Annotated in this window: 12 protein-coding genes, 2 tRNA genes and 6 pseudogenes; 14 read left to right on the forward strand and 6 right to left on the reverse strand. The window is 54.6% G+C overall.

The window, feature by feature from the left end:
• Window positions 1-3 precede the first annotated feature (3 nt).
• A pseudogene (gene ubiU, locus ACMZI0_RS18805) lies at window positions 4-1,000 on the reverse strand (ubiquinone anaerobic biosynthesis protein UbiU).
• Between the two features lie 379 nt (window positions 1,001-1,379).
• Here ubiU and ubiT point away from each other — a divergent pair.
• Both ubiT and ACMZI0_RS18815 read left to right on the forward strand, forming a co-directional pair.
• Window positions 1,380-1,904 carry a ubiquinone anaerobic biosynthesis accessory factor UbiT gene (gene ubiT / locus ACMZI0_RS18810; protein WP_415674102.1) on the forward strand — a complete coding sequence of 175 codons (525 nt, stop codon included), beginning with the start codon at window positions 1,380-1,382 and terminating at the stop codon, window positions 1,902-1,904.
• Complete coding sequence (locus tag ACMZI0_RS18815; RefSeq protein ID WP_415674103.1) at window positions 1,898-2,407, forward strand: GNAT family N-acetyltransferase; 510 nt, start codon at window positions 1,898-1,900, stop codon at window positions 2,405-2,407. Before ubiT ends, ACMZI0_RS18815 begins: the two co-directional genes overlap by 7 nt.
• A gap of 4 nt (window positions 2,408-2,411) precedes the next feature.
• On the opposite strand, the gene ACMZI0_RS18820 is transcribed toward ACMZI0_RS18815, so the two are convergent.
• Window positions 2,412-2,678 (reverse strand): GIY-YIG nuclease family protein, encoded by a 267-nt coding sequence (locus ACMZI0_RS18820; RefSeq protein WP_415674104.1) that lies wholly within the window; start codon window positions 2,676-2,678, stop codon window positions 2,412-2,414.
• A gap of 260 nt (window positions 2,679-2,938) precedes the next feature.
• Here ACMZI0_RS18820 and deoC point away from each other — a divergent pair, with 260 nt between their 5' ends.
• The 6 genes and pseudogenes from deoC (at window position 2,939) to fhuB (ending at window position 11,213) form a co-directional block, all read left to right on the forward strand.
• Window positions 2,939-3,718: a deoxyribose-phosphate aldolase gene (gene deoC, locus ACMZI0_RS18825; RefSeq protein ID WP_415674105.1), complete on the forward strand. Its 780-nt coding sequence runs from the start codon at window positions 2,939-2,941 to the stop codon at window positions 3,716-3,718.
• Window positions 3,719-3,759: 41 nt separating this feature from the next.
• A pseudogene (locus ACMZI0_RS18830) lies at window positions 3,760-4,483 on the forward strand (hypothetical protein).
• 67 nt (window positions 4,484-4,550) lie between these two features.
• Complete coding sequence (deoB, locus tag ACMZI0_RS18835; RefSeq protein WP_415674106.1) at window positions 4,551-5,774, forward strand: phosphopentomutase; 1,224 nt, start codon at window positions 4,551-4,553, stop codon at window positions 5,772-5,774.
• Window positions 5,775-5,825: 51 nt separating this feature from the next.
• Window positions 5,826-6,545, forward strand: coding sequence for a purine-nucleoside phosphorylase (gene deoD, locus ACMZI0_RS18840; protein WP_415674107.1), 720 nt, complete (start codon window positions 5,826-5,828; stop codon window positions 6,543-6,545).
• A 91-nt stretch (window positions 6,546-6,636) separates the two neighbouring features.
• Entirely contained in the window at window positions 6,637-7,536 is a 900-nt protein-coding gene (gene fhuD, locus ACMZI0_RS18845; RefSeq protein ID WP_415674108.1) for a Fe(3+)-hydroxamate ABC transporter substrate-binding protein FhuD, read from the forward strand.
• A pseudogene (fhuB, locus tag ACMZI0_RS18850) lies at window positions 7,533-11,213 on the forward strand (Fe(3+)-hydroxamate ABC transporter permease FhuB). Before fhuD ends, fhuB begins: the two are co-directional and overlap by 4 nt.
• Window positions 11,214-11,260: 47 nt before the next feature.
• On the opposite strand, the gene rimI reads toward fhuB, so the two are convergent.
• On the reverse strand, window positions 11,261-11,701 hold the full coding sequence (gene rimI / locus ACMZI0_RS18855) for a ribosomal protein S18-alanine N-acetyltransferase (protein WP_415674109.1): 441 nt from the start codon (window positions 11,699-11,701) through the stop codon (window positions 11,261-11,263).
• Window positions 11,702-11,716: 15 nt separating this feature from the next.
• On the reverse strand, window positions 11,717-12,133 hold the full coding sequence (locus ACMZI0_RS18860) for a DNA polymerase III subunit psi (RefSeq protein ID WP_415674154.1): 417 nt from the start codon (window positions 12,131-12,133) through the stop codon (window positions 11,717-11,719).
• 135 nt (window positions 12,134-12,268) lie between these two features.
• Between ACMZI0_RS18860 and rsmC the strand changes: the two genes are divergently transcribed.
• Complete coding sequence (gene rsmC / locus ACMZI0_RS18865) at window positions 12,269-13,315, forward strand: 16S rRNA (guanine(1207)-N(2))-methyltransferase RsmC (RefSeq protein WP_415674110.1); 1,047 nt, start codon at window positions 12,269-12,271, stop codon at window positions 13,313-13,315.
• 69 nt (window positions 13,316-13,384) lie between these two features.
• Here the strand turns inward: rsmC and ACMZI0_RS18870 are convergent, their stop codons facing one another.
• Window positions 13,385-14,383: an aldo/keto reductase gene (locus tag ACMZI0_RS18870; RefSeq protein ID WP_415674111.1), complete on the reverse strand. Its 999-nt coding sequence runs from the start codon at window positions 14,381-14,383 to the stop codon at window positions 13,385-13,387.
• Window positions 14,384-14,495: 112 nt separating this feature from the next.
• Between ACMZI0_RS18870 and ACMZI0_RS18875 the strand changes: the two genes are divergently transcribed.
• The 3 genes from ACMZI0_RS18875 to ACMZI0_RS18885 all read left to right on the forward strand — a co-directional run bounded on the left by ACMZI0_RS18875 (window position 14,496) and on the right by ACMZI0_RS18885 (window position 15,566).
• A complete protein-coding gene (locus ACMZI0_RS18875; protein ID WP_415674112.1) occupies window positions 14,496-15,239 on the forward strand; it encodes a LysR family transcriptional regulator in 744 nt (247 codons plus the stop codon).
• A 110-nt stretch (window positions 15,240-15,349) separates the two neighbouring features.
• Window positions 15,350-15,435, forward strand: a tRNA-Leu gene (locus ACMZI0_RS18880).
• 54 nt (window positions 15,436-15,489) lie between these two features.
• Window positions 15,490-15,566, forward strand: a tRNA-Pro gene (locus ACMZI0_RS18885).
• Between the two features lie 107 nt (window positions 15,567-15,673).
• On the opposite strand, the pseudogene ACMZI0_RS18890 reads toward ACMZI0_RS18885, so the two are convergent.
• Window positions 15,674-16,484, reverse strand: a pseudogene (locus ACMZI0_RS18890) (amino acid ABC transporter substrate-binding protein).
• 298 nt (window positions 16,485-16,782) lie between these two features.
• Here ACMZI0_RS18890 and ACMZI0_RS18895 point away from each other — a divergent pair.
• Window positions 16,783-17,857: pseudogene (locus ACMZI0_RS18895) on the forward strand (iron-containing alcohol dehydrogenase family protein).
• Between the two features lie 185 nt (window positions 17,858-18,042).
• Window positions 18,043-19,407 (forward strand): annotated as a pseudogene (purB, locus tag ACMZI0_RS18900) (adenylosuccinate lyase).
• Window positions 19,408-19,414: the final 7 nt, after the last annotated feature.

Genomic DNA, 19,414 nt, shown 5'->3' on the forward strand with positions numbered 1-19,414 from the left:
CACTTATTGCCATTTGCGGTGGTACGCGCCCAGCGTGGTTTGCGTGCCTTCCGCCATCGCCCCTAATGCCGACATCCACTCTGCACTTGGGGCGAAGGCGTTGGGGGAGGCGATGCCAGCGATCAATGGCTTGTCGCCATACGCGCGTGATTTGGCTGACGTAGGCCGGACTGCGTTGGCGTCCTTCGATTTTCACCGAGGTAATATTGGCTGCCAGTAGCTCTGGCAGTAATTCCCGCGTATTCAGACTGGTCGGTTCTTCCAGCGCATGATAGCGCTCGTCGCCGACCAGATAACGCCCTTTGCACAAGGTCGGGTAACCGGTATTTTTATCATCCTGATATCTGTCGATCAGGACATTGTTCAAGCGCGATTCCATCCCTTTTTCGGTTTGCTGCCAGCGCACAAAACGGGCGGGCGAACAGGCTCCTACGGTATTGGGCGATTCCCCCGTCAGGTAGGAAGAGAGGTAACAGCGTCCTTCGGCCATGATGCACAGGCTGCCGAACGCGAAAACTTCCAGCGGCACCGGGTTGGTACGCGCCAACTGTTTGACCTGGTGGATCGATAACACGCGGGGCAACACGATGCGATGAACCGCAAAGTGGCGCTGATAAAAACGAATTGCCTCTTCGTTAGTGGCAGATGCTTGCACAGAGACGTGCCGTTCAATATGCGGATAGCGCTCTGCGGCATACTCAAGCATGGCAAGGTCGGCCGGGATCAGCGCATCGGCACTCATCTGCGCCGCCATATCGACAGCGCGCTCCCAACGTTGATAGCCATTAGGGTGGGCAAAGGTATTGATGGCGATATGCAATTTGCGCTAGTGGCGATGCACATAATCGCTCGCTTCCTGCAACTTCTTGTTAGTGAAGTTCAACCCGGCAAAGTGGCGTGCGTTGGTATCGTCTTTTAGCCCGATGTAAACGGCGTCGGCACCGTTATCGATTGCCGCTTTCAGTGCGGGCAGGTTCCCTGCGGGACACAGTAATTCCATACGGGTTTCCTCATTCATCAGGCTGCCTGATGTCATGTCAGGGCTGATGCAGGGCGGGGGCATGCGGAAAATGGGAATAACAATCGATTATCAACGCATGACCCTTTTTTAACGTTAGGGAATCTTAATTAACCCGCTGGTGCAGGACTTTGATTTAGGCCAGCTTATCGTGTAATGAATAGGGATTGCTTGCATGTATTACCGAGATTTCCGTGCATAATAATGAAATTATTGACCCGGTATTGCTTCTGCTTTACTGGGCTGTGGCAAAATAGAGTGATGAGAAAAACAGCACATGCGCTGCGCATGCCCTGAGTGGCCATGTGTCCAGCGGGTGAGTGGCTTGGATTGAACGGTTTGCTTGATAAGGGGTACGTCAGTGTTGGAAAAACTACGGGCACAGATTGTGCGTCAAGGTCCTGGCTTGTTAGGTAAGCCTCTGAAGTTCACCCCATTTGTCTTACAGCGGCAGGTGTTGGAACGGGTGCTGGGTTGGCAGTTTCAGCAGGCACTAGACGAAGGCGAACTATCATTTCTGACAGAACGCTGGCTGAAAGTGGAAGTGCGTGATGTCGGGCTGACCTGGTTTGTCACATTGCGAGACGAGCGTCTGGTGGTGAGCCAGCATGAGGTGGAAGATGTCAGCTTTAGCGCCGAAGCCAACGATCTGGTGCTGATCGCTGCACGCCATGAAGATCCCGATACGTTGTTTTTCCAGCGTCGCTTGCGTATTGAAGGCGACACCGAACTGGGGCTGTATGTTAAAAAACTGATGGATTCTATCGATCTGGATGACATGCCTGCGCCGTTGCGTATTGGCCTGCTGCGTTTGGCCGATTTTGTTGAGGCGGGATTACATGAGGGCGCGGTGCACGCTGACGATCGCGCGCCTACCACATGTTAGTACGTGTGGAAATTCCGGTAGATGCAGCGGGTATTGATGCGTTGCTGCGTCGTGCGTTTCCCACCTCGGCAGAAGCCGATCTGGTTCATCAACTGCGGGAAGACGGGCTGTTAACGCTTGGCGTTGTCGCGACGGACGACGAAGGCGTGGTGATGGGGTACGTCGCTTTTAGCCCGGTGACCATTGCTGATGAAGACAGGCAATGGGTTGCTATGGGCCCGCTGGCGGTGGATGACACGCTGCGCCGTCAAGGGTGGGGAGAAAAGCTGGTTTACGAAGGGTTAGATGCGTTAAACGAGTTTGGCTACACCGCCGTGGTGGTGCTGGGCGATCCTGCTTATTATGCCCGTTTTGGCTTTGTTCCTGCTCGGGAGCAGCAGTTACGCTGCCGCTGGCCTGACAGTGACGCCGCCTTCCAGATGTACCCCCTTTCTGACAACCATTTCGAAGGTGTCAGTGGAATCGTGGATTATGCCGCCCCGTTCCAACGTCTTTTCCCCTGAAGCTTTACGGGGCATCAACGCCCATATAGTCGCAGAGTGCCGCAGGCTGGTCGTGTACCAGCCTCTCTTTTTGTTGTTTGCTCAGTTGCTTAAGACGATATTCCAGCCGCAATGCGGTAGCATGATCGCCAGCCTCACAGTGATACACCAGCGTCAGTTCACCTTTCCCTCGTAGTGCCTTCGCGCCTTTTCCACTTTGATGCTGCGCCACACGGCGCGATACATCGCGTGTGATGCCGGTATAAAGTGCGCTGTTAGCGGTGCGCAGCATATTAAAGTTGCCACTGTGGGCGTAAGGCGTCTGTCATTGTCGGCGGTAAATTGGTTAATAGCGGTAGCGGCAGTGTAACTTGATTTAGGCGTATATGCGTAGTTCTCCTCAGTTGTCTTGCTAATCACCCTATACTTAAAAAAGCAGTTACAAGAACAGTGACACTCACCCCACAAATGTTTTTTAAATTACATTAAACTTATTTTTTGTTATAATTTTCATAATTAAACGTGAAAAACCATGATATACAGGACATTGCTATGACTGACTTAACTGCTGTAGCGCAACGCGCGCTGGGGCTAATGGATTTGACTACCTTGAACGACGACGACACGCAAGCGCGGGTGGTCGCACTCTGTCAGCAGGCGCGTAGCACGGCAGGAAATACCGCCGCTATCTGTATTTATCCCCGTTTTCTTCCTCTGGCGCGTAAAATCCTGCGTGAGCAAGGCACGCCGGAGATCCATATTGCAACCGTAACCAACTTCCCTGAGGGCGGCGACGACATTGATATCGCCTGCGCGGAAACTCTGGCTGCGATCGCTTATGGTGCTGATGAGGTGGACGTGGTGTTTCCCTATCGTGCATTAATGGCTGGGGACACTGAAACCGGCCATACGCTGGTGGCGGCCTGCCACACGCTGTGCCAGAAGGCTGGCGTGGTGCTGAAAGTGATTATTGAAAGCGGCGAGTTGAAAACCGATGCCTTGATTCGTCAGGCGAGTGAAATTGCCATCGATGCCGGAGCGGATTTTATTAAAACCTCCACGGGGAAAGTGGCGGTTAATGCGACGCCACACAGCGCTGAAATCATGCTGCAAACCATTCGTGATAAAAACGCTGGCGATCGGGTGGGCTTCAAAGCCTCAGGCGGTGTGCGCACCGCACAGGATGCGGCGATTTACCTGAAACTGGCTGATGACATTATGGGAGAAGGCTGGGCAGATGCACTCCACTTCCGCTTTGGCGCGTCGGGCTTATTAAGCGATCTTCTTACCACACTGGGGCAGAAGGCCTCTTCCTCGTCATCTGGCTACTGATCGCGCGATGCGTAACGACAGTTTGATCAGGAGGCATGGTCGTGTTTCTGATTCAGGAAATCATTCGCAATAAGCGTGATGGCAAGACGCTGAGCGAAGATGAAATTCGTTATTTCATCAATGGGATATGTGATAACAGTGTCTCTGAAGGGCAGATCGCCGCGCTGGCGATGCGCGATGCGCGATGCGGGCAGCCGACTACACTGGCGCGATCTCAATCTTGATGGCCCGCTGGTAGATAAGCACTCGACGGGCGGCGTAGGCGACGTCACCTCCCTGATGCTGGGGCCAATGGTGGCGGCGTGCGGCGGTTATGTACCGATGATCTCAGGACGCGGTTTGGGCCACACCGGCGGAACGCTGGACAAACTGGAATCGATTCCTGGCCTCAACATCTTCCCTGAAGACGAGCAGTTTCGTAACATTATCCGTCAGGTTGCCGTGCTCAGTAAACCGGTATTTGCAACACGCAGCGGGATTGTCACCGCAATGGATACGCGTGCGCTCGGTATGGCGGTGGTCGCATTAGGTGGCGGGCGTCGTCAAGCAGGGGATGCTATCGATCACAGCGTGGGGTTAGACACCGTCATCAGCCTGGGCGATAGCGTGGATGCGGGGCGGCCTTTGGCGGTGATTTGCGCCAACAGCGAAGCCGCGTGGCAAGAGGCGGCGCAGGCGGTTCGCAGCGCGATCAGCATCGGTGATGAGGCCTCAATGGCAATGCCGATGATTTACCGCTGTATCGGTGCCGATCAGGCTGACTGATACCGGGTAACCGGCTTGGGTAAAGGCGAACAACTCAAACTCAGCTTACGAAAGACGAGAGAAAACAATGAAACGTGCATTTATTATGGTTCTGGATTCATTCGGCATCGGCAGCAGCGCAGATGCGGCACGTTTTGGCGATGCCGGTTCTGATACCCTTGGTCACATTGCGCAAGCGTGTGCTGACGGTAAGGCAAATCAAGGCCGCAATGGGCCCCTTCACCTGTCGAATTTAACCCGTTTAGGCTTGGGCAAGGCGGCAGAAGCCTCTACCGGGCGTTTCCCCGCGGGGTTGGATGCGAAGGCAGATATCATCGGTGCTTACGCGCACGCCAGCGAAATTTCCTCTGGGAAAGACACGCCGTCTGGCCACTGGGAACTGGCTGGGGTGCCGGTACTGTTCGATTGGGGCTATTTCAAAGATCAGGAAAACAGCTTCCCGCAGGCGCTGCTGGATTTGCTGGTGGAACGGACCAACCTGCCGGGTTATCTGGGGAATTGCCACTCCTCAGGCACCGTTATCCTTGAGCAACTGGGCGAAGAGCACATGAAAACCGGTAAACCGATTTTCTATACGTCAGCCGATTCCGTGTTCCAAATCGCCTGCCACGAAGAGACCTTCGGGCTGGACAGGCTGTATGAACTGTGCGAAATCGCTCGCGAGGCGCTCACCGAGGGAGGCTACAATATCGGGCGTGTGATTGCCCGCCCGTTTATTGGCGATAATCCGGAAAACTTTCAGCGTACCGGCAACCGTCACGATTTGGCTGTTGAACCGCCTGCGCCCACGGTACTGAAAAAACTGGTGGATGAAAAAGGCGGGCAGGTGGTTTCCGTGGGTAAAATTGCCGATATTTATGCGCAGGCGGGGATCACCAAGAAGGTCAAGGCAACCGGTATTGATGCGCTGTTTGATGCCACGCTGAAAGAGATGGACGCCGCAGGTGATGACACCATCGTCTTCACCAATTTCGTTGATTTTGACTCTTCTTACGGCCACCGGCGTGATGTGGCTGGCTATGCCGCGGCGCTGGAGCTGTTCGATCGCCGCTTGCCGGAAATGCTGGCGCGGGTCAAAGAGGGCGATATTCTGATCCTGACCGCCGATCACGGCTGCGATCCGACCTGGTCGGACACCAATCATACCCGTGAGCATGTGCCGGTATTGATCTATGGGCCGAATGTGACGCCGGGATCGCGTGGGCATCGCACCACGTTTGCCGATGTTGGCCAAACGGTGGCGCGCTATTTTGGCGTGTCTGACATGGACTACGGCACCTCGATGCTGTGATCGCTTGTACTTACTGAATTCACACGACGTACTCTATTAAGGAATCAAAAAATGGCAACGCCACATATTAATGCGGAAAAAGGGGATTTTGTCGATGTTGTACTGATGCCGGGCGATCCGCTGCGTGCGAAGTACATTGCCGAAACCTTTTTGGAAAATGCCCGTGAAGTCAACAATGTGCGTGGCATGCTGGGCTACACCGGCAGCTACAAAGGGCGCGCGATTTCGGTGATGGGGCACGGTATGGGCATTCCGTCCTGCTCTATCTACACCAAAGAGCTGATCACTGAATATGATGTGAAAACCATTATCCGTGTCGGCTCCTGCGGTGCGGTACGTGAAGATGTGAAGCTCTATGACGTGGTGATTGGCATGGGCGCCTGTACGGATTCAAAAGTAAACCATCTGCGCTTCAAAGATCATGATTTTGCTGCTATCGCGGATTTCGATCTGGTGCGCAATGCGGTTGACGCGGCTCAGGACAAAGGCATCACCGTTCGGGTGGGCAACCTGTTTTCCGCCGATCTGTTCTACACGCCAGACCCGCAGATGTTCGACGTGATGGAAAAATACGGCATTCTCGGCGTAGAGATGGAAGCGGCGGGGATTTATGGAGTCGCAGCTGAGTTTGGTGCCAAGGCACTGGCCATTTGCACCGTCTCTGACCATATTCGCACTGGTGAACAGACCACGTCGCACGAACGCCAAACCGCGTTTAATGACATGATCACCATTGCGCTCGAATCTGTGCTGTTGGGCGATCGCCGCTAGTCTGAGCGGTAACCCAAGGGTGGGCATTGGCAACAGAAGGAGGATTTTGCATAATACGACGCAAAATTGGAATGATAATATTACTTTTCTCATGATTGGCTTATCATGTGCCCTTTCTCGCCGTCATTTATTGAAACTGGCCGCGTTCTCTCCATTGTTCACGTCGGGCTTTGTCTCGGCATCAGACCCTATTGTCAGTCTTGACCGGATTATTGCGCTGGAGTGGCGGCCAGTGGAATTATTGATGGCATTGGGCATTACGCCGCTTGCCGTGGCGGAGAAGGAAAACTATCACCGCTGGGTCGTCGAACCTGCGTTGTCTCACCGTGTGATTGATGTCGGGTTGCGCAATGAACCAAATATGGAGTTGTTACAACGCCTCAACCCCTCTCTGTTTCTGGTGTCACAGGGGTTTGGGCCAGATATTGAGCCGCTGACCCGTTTAGCACCTTGCTTTGCTTCGGGTTTCCGCGATACGCAACACCAACCTCTCGATGCTGCCAGGCGTGACCTGCTTTTACTCGGCCAACGGTTGAACCTGATGGCTATTGCGGAGCAGCATCTGCTTGAATTTGATCGTGAACTGGACACCATTGCACAACGTCTTCGTGTGCATTCGCCCCGTCCCTTACTGTTGTTCTCCCTGCTTGATAGCCGCCGCGCGCTGGTTATGGGCAATAACAGCTTGTTTAACAACGTGCTCGCTCGGCTCGGTTTAACCAATGCCTGGCAGGAGGAAACCAACTTTTGGGGGAGTGCCGTTGAGGGTATTGAACGTCTGGTGCGCTATGAAGATGTGCAGGCGCTGTTCTTTGTTCGGGGAGATACTGCACTGCTGGATGCGGTGTCCCAGTCAGCGCTGTGGCGCATGATGCCGTTTGTTCGGGACAATCGCTGGCAGACCTTGCCTGCGGTCTGGTTTTATGGCGCGACGTTCTCTGCTTTACGCTTTGCGCGGCTTGTGGCGCAGGCATTGGAGTCGGAGGCATGAGAACATTTGGCCTTATGTGGTTATGCGCTCTGACACTCGTGGCTATCGGGCTGACAGGCATCAATTTTAGTCAACTGGTACCGGCACATCTGTGGTGGCACAGCGTGTGGACCCCGGATGGGCAAAATGCCAACCAGATGCTGTTTCATTTCAGTCTGCTACCACGTACGGCAGCTGTCGCTGCTGGTTGGTGCCTCGCTGGGGCTGGTTGGCGTATTGTTTCAGCAAATTTTGCGCAACCCGCTGGCCGAGCCTGCGACGCTCGGCGTTTCTGCCGGGGCGCAATTAGGGTTGGCATTGGCAACGCTATGGGCCTTGCCGGGAGGGGAGACAACGCGACAACTGGCCACCATCGCGGGTGCCATAGGTGCAGGCGCCATTCTGTTTGGTGTGGCATCGGGGCGGCGAATGTCGCCCATCACCCTGATTCTCGCCGGATTGGTGGTTGGGCTTTACTGTGGTGCGGTGAAAAGCTTGCTGACGCTGTTCAACCACGAGCGTTTGCAAAGCCTGTTCCTGTGGGGCAGCGGTATGCTCAATCAGTATGACTGGAGTGCCGTTTCGTTCCTTTGGCCCCGCATGCTGATCGGTTTGGTTATCGTGTTACTCATGATCCGTCCGTTGGCGATGTTGGCATTAGACGACGCCGTTATCCGCAGTCTGGGCGCCAACCTGACGTTGGCACGCATTGCTGGGTTGGGTATCGCCATGGTGTTAAGCGCCATGCTGGTCAGCGTATCGGGTGTGATCGGTTTTGTTGGTCTGTTTGCTCCTCTACTGGCACGCATGTTGGGTGCCAGAAGGCTAGGGCCACAGCTTGCGTTGGCGATGCTGGTGGGGGCACTGCTGCTGGCTATCAGCGATCAGTGCATTATTCAGCTCGCGCGCCACTGGCGCGAGGTGCCCACGGGGGTCGCGACAGCGCTGGTGGGCGCACCAGTCATGCTGTGGCTACTGCCTCACCTGCGCCATGTCAATGTGCCTTCGGTAGACATTGCCCGTCATTCCGTGCGTGAACGCGCACTGAGTCCGCCTTTGCTGGCGACCTACGGTATGTTGCTGTTGCTCCTCTTGCTGATCGCGTTGGGCAGTGGGCAGGATCAAAACGGCTGGTATTGGTCGCTGCATGAGATGTTGCAATGGCGCTGGCCACGCGTGGTCGCGGCGCTTTCTGCCGGTGCGATGCTTGCTGTCGCCGGAGCCTTGATGCAGAAGTTGACCGGTAATCCGATGGCGAGCCCGGAAGTATTGGGGGTGACCTCAGGCGCTGCTTTTGGCGTGGTCCTGCTGCTGTTATTGGTTCCAGGCGATGTGTCATCGTGGCGTTGGTTCGCCGGCAGTGCAGGCGCGGGTGCCACGCTGATTCTGATTATGCTGCTGGCGAACCGTGGCGGTTATTCTTCCAGCCGCCTTCTGTTGGTGGGGATTGCTCTGAGCACCGTATTTTCCACCTTGCTGACATTTATTCTGGCGAGTGGAGATCCGCGAACCGGATCGCCATTGGCATGGCTGGCCGGTTCAACCTATAAGGTCGGTCCTCAGCAGGCGTACATTTCGGCCCTCATTGCTGTGGTATTGCTGAGCGCAACACCCCTGATACGCCGCTGGATTGCCATTATGCCGCTGGGGGCAAGCGTGGCGCAGTCCGTAGGAGTCGCGCTGCGTCCTGCACGTATGCTGATTTTACTGCTGGCGGCAGGGTTAGTCGCGACCGCGACACTGGTGATTGGTCCGTTGAGTTTTGTTGGCCTGATGGCACCCCATCTCGCCCGTTTTCTGGGTTTTCGCCGCGCCTTGCAACAGATCGTTATCGCTTCGCTGCTTGGCGGCATGCTGATTACCGATTGGCTGGGGCGCGTCGGTTTCCTCGGCTAGCAAAACGCGCGCGATGTGCCGTTTAATGTCGTCAGCTACACCAGCAAAATGATTGACCGGGTCGAGATCCTGAAGGGGCCCAACGCGTTCCTCAACGGTGTTTCAGCAGGCGGCAGCGGCGTTGGCGGTTCGGTTAACGTGGAACCAAAACACGCTGATGACGTGCCGCTGACGCGCGCTACGCTGGACTACACCTCCTCCTCGCAGGTTGGGGGCGCGCTCGATATTGGGTGGCGTTTCGGCGACGATAACCGCTTTGGTGTGCGCGTCAACCTGCTGCACCGGGAAGGTGAAGCCGCAATTAACGATCAGCGCGAGCGGGTATCGCTGGCCGCCGTCGGACTGGATTATCGCGGCGATCGTTTCCGTACTTCGCTGGATGCAGGATACCAGCACCAATATCTTCACGGTGGCCGTCTGGGGATTAATGTTTCGGCTACCGGGCTACAAGCCATCCCAGAACCACCAACCAATACCTATAATTACAGCCAGCGCTGGGTCTATACCGATATGAAATCTCGTGTCGGGATGCTGTGCGGCGAGTACGATCTGGATAATCAATTGGACGCTCTATTCTGGCGTTGGCATGAGCAACACAGAAGAGATAGGTAATTACAGCACCCCAAAATTGACAGCAGTCGGTGACGGTAGCGCTACACTTGGGCGCTTAAGCTCGGCGTATATTGCTCAGAACACCTCCTCGTTGGCGGGAATTCGCGGCAATTTTGACACCGGCCCCGTCAAGCACGAAGTCAACCTGGGCTATTCGGGCATCTACAGTAAGACCAAAGCGGCGTACACCATGTCTAGGTATGACTATTATGACGCATATCTATAATACCCCGGTGGTTGATTTCCCTGCGATGAACCCCACTCCCACGGGCAGTGGAGGCAATATGGACGATCCGAAGCTACGCAGCCGCATGCACAACTGGGGGCTGGCGCTGTCTGATACGCTTTCGGTGTTAGATGACAGCGTGCGCTTTACCGCGGGGTTGCGCCGTCAGGAAATTCTGGTTCGCAATTATGAATACTCGGGCATTGAGAGCGGCACCGGGGGACGTTTCGATCGTATCAAGAACAGCCCGGTATTAGGCGTCGTGGTAAAACCCTGGGAACACGTTTCGCTCTATGCTAACCACATTGAGGCATTGCAGCCCGGCACGAAAGCCCCGAAAACCGGAGCGTTAAACTCAGGGCAGATATCAGGCATCTACGTCGCCAAACAAAATGAAGTCGGCGTCAAATTTGACTATCAGCGCGTGGGCGGTTCGCTGGCATTCTACGAGATCAAACGGCCAAACGGTGCTATCGATGATAAAACACAGCTCTACGGTCTGAACGGCGAACAGCGTAATCGCGGCGTGGAACTGAATGTGTTTGGTGAGCCGATGTACGGCCTGCGCCTCAACGGCAGCGCCACCTGGCTGGATGCCACCCTGACCAAAACGCACAAGGGTACCAATGATGGCAATGATGTGGTGGGCACACCCGGTTACCAGTTGGTGTTCGGCAGTGAATACGATGTGCCTACGGTGGAAGGCCTGACGCTTTCTGGCACCGTGTTGCGCTACGGCTCACAATACGCCAACGAGGCCAATACGTTAAAACTGAAGCCTTGGAAGCGATTGGATCTGGGCGTGCGCTACAGTACGCCAATGAATGACCATACGCTGGTGTGGCGTGCTAACGTCGAGAACATCACCAATGAAAAATATTGGGCATCCGTGGATGATACTGGCACCTATGTGACACAGGGCGATCCGCGCTCTCTGAAACTCTCGGTATCCGTGGATTTCTAACACCGACCGCGCCTGTTGCCATTATTTAATGGCGCAGGCGTTATTGTTTACAGCGGCAATGCCATGATCACCGCATCTTCGCGCCCGTTGGCTGCTGGGTAATAGTTACGCCGCAGTGACACTTCGTTAAACCCTAATTGCTCATACAGTGCGATGGCGTTGGCATTGGATGCGCGAACTTCCAACCACAGTGTTGTTATACCGCGTGCTTCCAGCGTTTCAATCAACTGTTTCAGCAGGTGCCGACCATGGCCTTGCCGCTGGTGTAAGGGGTGAACGGCGATATTGAACAACGTCGCTTCATCCAGCACCACCTGCGTAATGGCAAACGCCACCAGCGTATCGTCGAGCGTCAATTTCAGGTTCAGGTAACGTTCGCCCTGATTGCTATTAAAGGTGCTTTCCGTCCACGGAAAAGCGTGGTTTGCCTTTTCAATGGCAAAAGCGGCAGGCAAATCGTTGGCCGTGAGGGGAGAAATAACGTGCATGATAAACAACCTGAATTAATGGGCCTCTGATGCTGCCAGCAAGGGAAGATGCTCACTGATTTGCTGCCACAGGGCGCGTTTGGCACTGGGGCTGGCGTAAAGCTCGTCCAGCGTCGGGCTACTCAATTGCACACCCGTCCATGCGGGCGACACATCAACCCCCAAGCACCAGGTATGGCAGTGTGTCGAGGCGGGCAGCATGGCAATCTGTTCCGGCGTGAGCGGATACACCTGTTCGGGGCTCAGTGACAAACTGTGCAACACATCGCCAATCAAGGGGTCATGGGAAGCAGGGAGTGGGGTGGCAACAATTACCAGACGCGTTTGTGCGGGCAGGGTAACGGCAATCTCGCCCTGCAACACCGTGGGGCGACGTAACGTCCACTGCGTAATCCCCATCTGTTGTAAAAGCCAATCGCGTCTTGGTGCCATGATTTCCATTGCTCTGTTCGCCATGATAGCCGCGCTATGCTAACAAACCTGATGCGGATGCGCCAATAAAGCGCCCCTGCAACCGGGATAATTTAGGGTATAATCGCCGTTCTATTTTTGAGGAGCGAACACCTGATGTCAGTATTAACCCCCGCCAGTGAAGTGATCCTGCGCCACAGTGACGAATTTATTTCCCGCTGCGTGCTGTTTGCCGGCGACATTCAAGACACGTTGCCAGCGCAGTTTGACGCGGCGGAGGTGCGCGCGCATCTCACGCAATATCACCATTGGCTGCCGCTGAACAAAACCATGGGCGACAACGCGCAGTTTGGCTTGCTGGTGGATGCTGAGCAGGTGGCCGCCTGCGATACCCTGATTTACTACTGGCCGAAGAGCAAACAGGAAGCACAGTTCCAGCTCGCCGATCTGCTGTTGCATCTTGCCGTTGGCAGCGAGATTTTTGTGGTAGGTGAGAACCGTAGCGGTGTGCGCAGTGCAGAGGGCATTCTTGAAGATTTTGCACTGTTAACCAAGATTGACAGTGCGCGGCGCTGTGGGCTCTATCACGGTCGTCTGGAGGCGTCTGCGCAGTTCAACCTGGATGACTGGAAAGACAGTTATTACGTCGAAGAGGTTCCGGTGGCTACGTTGCCCGGCGTATTTAGCCGTGATGGCCTGGATGTTGGCAGCGCATTGCTGTTGTCGACCTTTGCGCCGCATATGAAAGGTAAGATGCTGGATATTGCCTGCGGCAGCGGCGTGGTGGCGGCGGTGTTGGCAAAACAGTCTCCCAAGCTGCGTTTGACGCTGAGCGATGTTAATGCAGCGGCGCTGCTGACCAGTCGGGCAACGCTTGCGTTAAACGAATTGGAAGGTGATGTGATTGCCAGCGATGTCTACTCGGATATTGCCGGGTGTTTTGACCTGATCGTTTCCAACCCACCGTTTCATGATGGCTTGCAAACCAGTCTGAGAGCGGCAGATCGTCTGATTCGAGAAGCGCCCAAGCATTTGAATATCGGCGGACAGTTACGCATTGTCGCTAACGCCTTCCTGCCTTATCCGGCATTGCTGGATGCCACTTTCAGTAACCACAAAGTGCTGGCGCAAACCGGACGTTTCAGGGTGTATCAGGCCACATTAACGCGCGCTAGCAAGCATGCAAAACCGGCTGCGCGCTAGCCGTGTGCGGGCCTCGGTGTATCGCCGAGGCCCGCTATCTTGCTACTCGCTTTTAACGGAGATTATCTTTCAGCGGAGATTGTTAATGGCGGCCATGCTCTCTGTGCCATAACGATCGCCCGCTGCTGCCGCGAAGGGGAAGATGGCTTCAATCGTTGCCAGTTCCTCTTGTGTTAGCTGAACATCCAGCGCGGCAATATTTTCTTCCAGATAGCGGCGGCGTTTGGTGCCCGGAATCGGCACGATATCGTCACCCTGCGCCAATACCCATGCCAGCGCCAACTGTGAAGGGGTTACGCCTTTCGCCTGTGCCAGTTTTTCTACCTGTTCAACCAGCGCCAGGTTTTTGGCAAAGTTATCCCCCATAAAGCGCGGGTTAGTGCGGCGGAAATCGTCCGGTGCCAAATCCTCTGGGCTACGTAACGTGCCGCTCAGGAAGCCACGTCCGAGCGGGCTGTAGGGCACAAAACCAATTCCCAACCGACGGCACGCTGGGAGGATTTCTGCTTCCACATCGTGCGTCCAGAGAGAATATTCCGTTTGCAGTACGGTAATGGGGTGTTCGCGGTGCGCGCGCTCCAGCAACGAAACCGGGGCTTCACTTAATCCGATGTAGCGGATTTTACCCGCGGTGACCAGATCGCTCAACGCGCCGACCGTTTCTTCAATTGGTACGTTCGGATCGACGCGGTGCTGATAGTAAAGATCGATTTCATCCACACCAAGGCGCTTCAGGCTACCTTCTACCGCCTGACGTACGTAATCTGGGCGGCCGCAGATGCCACGTGCATGGGGATTGTTCGGATCGCGCATTATCCCGAACTTGGTGGAGAGTACTACCTGCTGGCGTTTGCCTTTGATGGCGCGCCCGACCAACTCTTCGTTAGTGTGCGGACCATACATATCGGCGGTATCCAGCAGCGTGACGCCCAGTTCCAGAGCACGGTGCAGCGTGGCGATAGCCTCTTTTTCATCCTGCGCGGTCGAGTAAAAATCGCTCATGTCCATGCAGCCAAGCCCAATGCTGGAAACCAGCGGTCCCGTTTTGCCAAGTTGACGTTGTTGCATCGTGTGTTCTCCCTCGCTCGTAAGATGGAAGCAGTGTGATTGTTCAAAGAATAAAGATAAATGGCGAATAATGTGCAACACTGTTTAAAAATCACCAACAATGGCGGTGTTGATGGACCACATTCAGGCGATGCGCACTTTTGTGCGGATTATTGAACTGGGCAATTTCAGTCGGGCAGCCGAAAAGCTGAATTTACCGCGCGCCACCGTCAGCCACACCATTAAACGGCTCGAAGCGCGCCTTGGGGTTAGGCTGTTGCTGCGCACTACGCGCCAGGTACAGGTGACGGCTGAAGGGGAGATTTACTACCAGCGTTGCCTGCGGTTGCTGGCAGAAATAGACGAAACGGATACGCTGTTTTCGCGCCAGAAATTGCGCCCTTCCGGACGAATTCGCGTTGATATGCCGCACTCGCTGGCGCGTGAAATCGTGATTCCTGAGCTGCCACAGTTTTATCAGCGCTACCCGGATATTACGCTCTGTTTGAGCGCCAATGATGCGTCCATTGATGTGCTGCGCGAGGGGGTAGACTGCGTGCTGCGCGCCTGGCAAGTAGAAGATGATTCGCTGATTGCGCGCCACCTGCCCGCGTTGCCGCAGGTGACCTGTACGTCAGCGGCTTATCTGGAACGCTATGGTGTGCCGCAAACTCTGGACGATTTAGCCACACATCAGGCGGTGGGCTATTTCTCCCAGCGCACGGCGCGCCACTATCCGCTGGATTTTATGTCACCGCCACCGGATATGCCTTTGTATATCATGTATCCTGCCGGGCATTTCCTTGCGCCGCGCGTCAGCGTGTTTATCGATTGGCTGCAGGAGTGGCTTCGCGCGTCCGTTATGACGCCGATATGACGATTTTTGCAGCAAACCCAGCGCGCAAGCGGAAATAATCATTGACGTTGTTGAGAAAATCTCTAGAATTCGCTCCCGTGGTGGCACGATGTCGATCGTGTGACGGCGTTGCGAAGGTGGCGGAATTGGTAGACGCGCTAGCTTCAGGTGTTAGTGTCCTTCGGACGTGAGGGTTCAAGTCCCTCTCTTCGCACCAACGAGCATCATCAACAGTCAGCGTGATACACTGATAGCGTTGAAAAAAGTATTTCGGCGAGTAGCGCAGCTTGGTAGCGCAACTGGTTTGGGACCAGTGGGTCGGAGGTTCGAATCCTCTCTCGCCGACCACTTTAATGTGAAAAACGGCTGTTCCTGAGGAACAGCCGTTTTTTGCTTTCTGCATACGTGTAAAATGCTCTGTAGAACAAGCCCTCGCGTTACGAGGGCGCAGGCGTTTACTCCGCTTTACCGCCTTCCAGCACCTTATCGCTACCGAAATACTTCTCTGCCAACGCTTTTAACTGACCGTTTTGACGCAGTTCTTGCAGCTTCTGGTTGAATGCTGCCAGCAGTTTGTCGCCTTCCGGTGTTTTGGCAAACGGGAAAGTGACCTGCTCGTTGGAGATGGGCTCACCCACCAGTTTTAGCGGCAGGTGACGTTTATTAATCTCTGCCAACAGAATGGGGCGAGAATTGACATAGCCTTGAACGCGATTGTTGATTACGTCATTCATCGCTCCGTCGCGGGTTTCATAAGTGCGGATGGTGATGTCATTGTTGGGAAAGGCGTTGCGCAGGTTGGTCACGTGGGTCGAGCCTAAAACGCCAGATACCGTTTTGCCCTTGAGATCGTCCAGTGATTGAATGTCTTTGTTCTCAACGCTGGTGACGATTTGCGATGCATAAGTGAGATAGGCATTGGTGAAATTGTATTTTTTCTGGCGCTCGGTGGTTTTGACGAAATTATTGGCCACGGTATCCAGTTTCCCCGCTTCCAGTTGGCCCATCAGGCCTCTGAAATCAGCGGTAGTCCAGGCAATCTGGTAGCCCAACTCACGAGCAATGGTTTCTGCGACCTCCACGTCATAGCCCACCAGTGTGCCGTTCTCTTTATAAGAGCCCGGGAAGCTTTGGCCCGTAGTGCCTACGCGCAGGACTTTACTTTGCGTTTCTGCACTCTATGTTATTATCACAGCCTGCCAGCGTGACTGCGGCAAGCAGTGTCAGTAGAGCGGCGCTCAAGTGGCGGGTCAATCGGTTTTTCATCATGGGATTCCTGTTTGAACATTCCTGGTTTAAAACGAAATCGGGTTAAAAATAGTGCAACGCGCTCATCAGCCCTGAGGGCAATAGCAGGCAAACGGCAGTGGGATGTACATTGAAGGGGAGTGGGGAGCGTTGTCTGTTCGATTGACTATATCATTCAAAAAAAAGGGGAATTTATATCATCAGGTTATATCTTGTCACCATTTGATCGGTTACAACGCACTGACGGGCTTTTACTATTGCTACTTATTGCCTGTGCGTATGCGTTGGCACAGCGTAGAGAAATCAATGAATTGCCGTGTTTGCCATAAAATCTCCCGGTGTTTATCACCACCAGTCTGGTCTGCTTTCACGCGTCGGTGAGCTGATCGCGCCGTTTTCACGCCACATTGCGGTGTTGACCAGTCCACGCGCCTGGGCGGCGGTAGAAGGTGCGCTTTTCCACCAGCCTGACGCAGTCCGACGTGCAGTTTGATGTGTACCTGTTGCAAGGGGAGTGTACGCGCGAGGCTATTGCACACCATCAGCGTGAAATTGCTCAACGCGGTGTGCATTTTGTCCTCGGTGTTGGCGGCGGACGCGTGATGGACTGTGCCAAGGCGGTTGCCGACGGGCTGGATAACGGCCAGGCGGCCACGTTGCCGACCATTGCCGCCACCTGCGCGGCCTGGTCCCCAATCAGCATTCTGTATGATGAGCAGGGAAGGCATCAGGGAACGCAGGCATTGCGACATATGCCGGTGATGGTATTGGTGGACAGTGAGGTGATCGCCCACAGCGATGTGCTCTATCTGAAAGCGGGCATCGTCGATGCGCTTGCAAAATGGTATGAATTTCAGCCTTGTCTGGCGAAAAACGGCGATAACCTGGCGCTCAACCTTAAGGTTCAGGCGGCGGCGCTGGCCCGCGATACTTTTGTTCAGTGGGGTGAGCAGGCGCTGCGTGATAATGCAGAGCAGCGCGTCACGCTGGCACTGCAAAAAGTGATTGATGCCAATATTGCACTGGCCGGGTTGGCGAACAGCATGCGCGATGATTCGCCCTCGCCGAGCGTGGCCCATGCGATTCATAACCGGATGACGCACGTTCCTGAACTGCACGCCTGGTTGCACGGTGAAAAAGTGGGTTACGGATTGCGGGTTCAATCGCTATTGGCGCGCGGTGATGGCTCGGTTGATCCCGATTTATTGGCGCAGTTGCAACGCTATGATGCTCCTGTGCGTTTACCGTTGGAGGAAGCGCGCTATGCCGAACTGGCTGACACGCTGTCTCACTCGTTTAAATTTCCTGCTGCCAGCGCCGCGCTTCTGCCGTTTTCGCTAGCGCCAGAGGCGATTCAGCGGGCCGTATTAATAACGCAATACAGCAAGTGATGCGGTTTCGCGGAGTGTGATGGATATCAATATAGCGTTATGTCTGGATGTGTGGTAAACGATCTACTTTCTGGATCTAAGATAGCTCCAGAAGATATATAGGGGCTGATTTGTCGCATGCTATATTCCCAAGATTAGAACGACGACAAAAATCCCGCCTGACACATCCAACGAACGAGTAAGCTATGGCATCACATCTCATTGATTTTCTCCTTATAGGGAATAACTTTGGCACGCCCGAAATGCGCGCTGTCTGGTCAGAACATAACCGCCTGACAAAACAAGTTGACGTTGAAATCGCGCTGGCGCTAGCCGAAGGAGAGCTGGGGGTGATCCCCTCAGACGCAGCACAAACCATTGCCGCGAAAGCGGATGCGAGCGCACTGAACGTGGAAGAGATCGCGCAAGACGCGGTCCGTATGAAACACTCCCTAATGCCCACCATCACCGCGATTCAAAAGCAATGTGGCGAGGCGGGCGAATATATTCACTATGGTGTTACCACGCAAGATATCGTGGATACCGCCACCGTGTTGTAATTACGGCAAGCTTTTGCCATTGTGGAACGCGACACGCAGTTATTGGCCGTAGAGTTGAAGCGACTGGCGAAGCAGTATCAATATACGCCGATGACTGGGCGTACCCACGGTATGCAGGCGTTACCCACCACGTTTGGTTTTAAATTGGCGGTATGGCTGGATGAGTTTGTTCGCCATCTTGAACGTCTGAAAGAGATCAAAGCCCGCGTATTGGTGGGCAACGTGAACGGGGCGATTGGCACCTATGCATCGTTTGGCGAACTGGGGCCGCAGATTGAGCTCCTGACGCTCGATAAATTGGGGCTGGGCACGCCGAACATCGGCTGGCAGTCTGCGCGCGATCGTTTCTCCGAATATGCCTCTGTAGTGGTATTGATCAGCGGCACGCTGGGCAAAATTGGCAACGAACTGTATAACCTGATGCGTACGGAAATCAACGAAGTTGAAGAACCGTTCTCGGCAGGCAAAATTGGCTCTACCACCATGCCGCACAAGCGTAATCCGGCGGCATTGGAAGGGCTGGCCAGCCTGACTGCACCGATTTTTAAAAGCGCATCGCTGATCCATGAATCCATGAAAGTGGAACATGGGCGTGACGCCATGAGCTGGCGTGCAGAGTGGATCGCACTGCCTGAAGTGAACATTTACCTCTCTGCACAATTGCAGAATGCGCTGGGTATCCTGCGCGGTATGTCGGTGAATGAGAAGCAGATGCTGGCGAATCTTGAACTGCAAAACGGCCTGTTGCTCTCTGAGAAAGTGATGTTTGAAATTGGCAAGCGTCTGGGCAAACAAACCGCGCACCATCTGGTGTACGAGTGCTCCATGAAAGCGTTTGAACAGAATCGTCACTTTAAGGATGTGCTGCTGGAAGATCCGGTGCTGTCAGCGCAGGTCACAGCACAGGAACTTGACGCGTGGCTGAACCCGGTCAACTATTTGGGCTGTGCACCGCAGAAAGTGGATGAAGTGATTCGTTATGCCGACAACTCTGGCCTGCTGCCAGCGTAAGTGAGCG

The sequence above is a fragment of the Symbiopectobacterium sp. genome (genome assembly GCF_047692315.1).
Taxonomy (GTDB): domain Bacteria; phylum Pseudomonadota; class Gammaproteobacteria; order Enterobacterales; family Enterobacteriaceae; genus Symbiopectobacterium.